This window comes from Streptomyces sp. ICN903 (assembly GCF_022015835.1).
Taxonomy (GTDB): Bacteria; Actinomycetota; Actinomycetes; order Streptomycetales; family Streptomycetaceae; genus Streptomyces; species Streptomyces fenghuangensis.
In genome coordinates this window covers 1-3,077 of the sequence record NZ_JAKMAY010000464.1, presented here as the reverse complement: position 1 = coordinate 3,077, position 3,077 = coordinate 1, and the positions used below count along the sequence as shown (strand labels likewise).

General features: G+C 74.6%; 3 protein-coding genes. All 3 read left to right on the top strand.

Translation table 11 applies throughout. The features are described from left to right. The first annotated feature begins 240 nt into the window (after nucleotides 1-240). The 3 genes from L7D48_RS27735 to L7D48_RS27725 all read left to right on the top strand — a co-directional run bounded on the left by L7D48_RS27735 (nucleotide 241) and on the right by L7D48_RS27725 (nucleotide 2,988). Nucleotides 241-1,575 (top strand): MFS transporter, encoded by a 1,335-nt coding sequence (locus L7D48_RS27735; RefSeq protein WP_237883683.1) that lies wholly within the window; start codon nucleotides 241-243, stop codon nucleotides 1,573-1,575. Between the two features lie 145 nt (nucleotides 1,576-1,720). Then, entirely contained in the window at nucleotides 1,721-2,044 is a 324-nt protein-coding gene (locus tag L7D48_RS27730) for an FmdB family zinc ribbon protein (RefSeq protein WP_237883680.1), read from the top strand. A gap of 113 nt (nucleotides 2,045-2,157) precedes the next feature. Beyond that, complete coding sequence (locus L7D48_RS27725) at nucleotides 2,158-2,988, top strand: S-methyl-5'-thioadenosine phosphorylase (RefSeq protein ID WP_237883678.1); 831 nt, start codon at nucleotides 2,158-2,160, stop codon at nucleotides 2,986-2,988. The last annotated feature ends 89 nt before the right edge of the window (nucleotides 2,989-3,077 follow it).

Genomic DNA, 3,077 nt, shown 5'->3' with positions numbered 1-3,077 from the left:
CGGCCGGGGCGGGGCGCGGCCGGGGCTGCGGGGTGATCGGCTACCCTGAGGCCGTACGTTTGTCCGACTTTCGGAGCTACCGGAGTTTCGACCCCGCCTGATGCAGGGCCGGCACGGCCGCCCGGCCGACCACACGCCGCGGTCCGTGCGAGAGGACGGCCTTCGGCGTGCCCCGCCGTACCGCGACACCGAGCGCCGTACGGCCCGCGGCGCGCTACCAGGCGGCAGAAAGGTACGGCCGTGGCCACCACGGTCACTCCCGTCACGGATCGGAAGCCCGGCTACCGGGACCTGCTGCGCACCCCGGGTGCGTGGACGTTCCTGCTGCCCGGCTTCCTGGCCCGCCAGCCCTTCGCGATGCTGACGCTCGGCATCGTGCTGCTGGTCGAGGACACCACCGGATCGTTCGGCACGGCGGGCACCGTCTCGGCCGTGACCGGCGTGTCGATGGCCCTGTTCGCACCCCGGAGCGGCCGGCTCGCCGACCGCTTCGGCCAGCGCGCGGTCCTGGTGCCCGGGGTGCTGCTGCACGCCGCCGCCGTGGGCGTGCTGGCGGCCCTGGCGCTGTCCCGGGCGCCGCTGTGGGCACTGCTGCTGGCGGCCGTGCCGGCCGGCGCCTCGGTGCCGCAGGTCGGTCCGATGGTGCGGGCCCGCTGGGCTCATCTGCTCAGGGGCGGGCCGGACTCGCCGGGCGGCTCGGGTCCGCCGGGCGGCACGGGCAGGCCGGACGGCGCCCGGCTGCTGTCGACGGCGGCGGCGTTCGAGTCCGTCACCGACGAGCTCACCTTCGTCATCGGCCCGGTCCTGGCCACCGCCCTGTGCACCGGGGTGCACCCGGCCGCCGGGCTGGCCGCCGAGGCGGCCCTGACCGTCGTCGGCGGGCTGGTCTTCGCGGCCCAGCGCCGTACCGCGCCCCCCGCCCACCGCCGCGCTCGGGGAGCGGACGGCGCGCCGCACGCCTCGGCCCTGTCGGTGCCGGGCGTGCGGGTGCTGATCGTCGCCTTCCTCGGGATCGGCTCGGTCTTCGGCGGGATGCAGGTGTCGCTGGCCGCCTTCACCGACTCCATCGGGCAGCCGGGCCTCAACGGCGTGCTGTACGGGATCTTCGCCGCGGGCAACATGCTCGCCGGTCTCGTCTTCGGCGCCCTGACCTGGCGATCGGCCCCGCAGCGGCGGCTGCTGGCGGCGTACGCGCTGCTGACGCTGACCACCGCGCCGCTGTGGGCGGTGGACGCGGTCCCGCTGCTGGCCGTCCTCGGACTGCTGGCGGGCATGGGCATCGCGCCGAGCCTGATCACCGGCTTCACCCTGGTGGAGCGGCTGGTTCCGGCGGGGGTGCGCACCGAGGCGTTCACCTGGATGGCCGGCGCGGTGGCGCTGGGCCAGGCCGGTGCCGCTTCGGCCGCCGGGCAGTTGACGGACGGCTTCGGGGCGAGTTCCGGATTCACGGTGCCGCTGGCCGCCACGGCCCTGGCGCTGGTCACGGTGGTGGCGCTGCGCGGCTGGCTGAAGCCGCAGGACGGGCGGGCCGCGGACGGGCGGACGGGCGGCGGGCAGGAGCCGCGAACCGGGTGACGGGGGGCTCCGGACGGAGGACGGGAAGGGGCCCCGGAGCGTGGCGAGAGTCACCGTCCACCGGCTCCCGGTGGACTAAGAGGCCGGAATACTGCACCATGGTGCGTCGTTAGCACTCCACAAGGAAGAGTGCCAGGAGGAGCAAGTGCCGACCTATCAGTACCAGTGCACCGAGTGCGGCGAGGGCCTGGAAGCGGTTCAGAAGTTCACCGACGACGCGCTCACCGAGTGCCCGAGCTGCAAGGGCCGCCTGAAGAAGGTGTTCTCCGCGGTCGGCATCGTCTTCAAGGGCTCCGGCTTCTACCGGAACGACAGCCGCGGCTCCTCGTCCGGCAGCACGTCCTCGTCCTCGTCGACGTCGTCCTCGTCTTCCTCGCCGTCCTCGTCGGCGTCGTCGTCCTCTTCCTCCGAGAAGAGCTCGGGCTCGTCCGGCGGCTCGTCGTCCAAGGCAGGCTCCTCGGCGGCCTGACCCCGCCGCCTGCCGCCCTCCGGCCCGGAGCCGGAACCGGTTTTTCCCGGACCCGCCGCGGTGCGCACCGCGGCGGGTCCGCGGCCTCGGGCGGGGGGCTAGTGTGTTCGGCCATGAGCGCACAGGCTGAGACAGGCGTCATCGGCGGGTCCGGTTTCTACTCGTTCCTGGACGACGTGATAGAGGTCGCGGTGGACACGCCGTACGGCGAGCCCAGCGACTCCCTCTTCATCGGCGAGATCGCCGGGCGCCGGGTGGCCTTCCTACCCCGGCACGGCCGCAAGCACCACCTTCCCCCGCACCGGATCAACTACCGGGCCAACCTGTGGGCCCTGCGCTCGGTCGGTGTACGGCGGGTGCTGGGACCGTGCGCGGTGGGCGGTCTGCGACCCGAGTACGGGCCCGGCACGCTGGTGGTGCCAGACCAGCTCGTGGACCGCACCAAGTCGCGCGTCCAGACCTTCTACGACGGCGAGGCGCTGCCCGACGGCTCGGTGCCGAACGTGGTGCACCTGTCCTTCGCCGACCCCTACTGCGAGACGGGCAGGGCGGCGGCCGTCGCGGCGGCGCGCGGGCGCGGCTGGGAGCCGGTGGACGGCGGGACCATGGTGGTGATCGAGGGACCGCGCTTCTCGACCCGCGCGGAATCGCGCTGGCACGCGGCGCAGGGCTGGTCGGTGGTCGGGATGACGGGGCACCCGGAGGCGGTCCTCGCCCGCGAACTGGGCCTGTGCTACTCCTCAATGGCGCTGGTCACCGATCTGGACGCCGGCGCGGAGACGGGCGAGGGCGTCTCGCACGAGGAGGTGCTCCAGGTCTTCGCGCAGAACGTCGGGCGGCTGCGCGAGGTGCTCTTCGACACGGTGGCCGGGCTGCCGGCGCAGCGGGACTGCGCGTGCGCGACGGCGCTGGACGGGATGGACCTGGGGATCGAGCTTCCGTAGGGGCCGCCGGCCTCCCGGCCCCGGCCGGTGACGCTGCGGGAACGGCGGAGCGCGCGGCGGGGGACGGACGCGGCGGGGCGGGGGCGACC

What these genes read in the sequence shown, in the direction of transcription:
- L7D48_RS27725 (WP_237883678.1), top strand. Translation starts at nt 2,158, where the DNA reads ATGAGCGCACAGGCTGAGACAGGCGTCATCGGCGGGTCCGGTTTCTAC.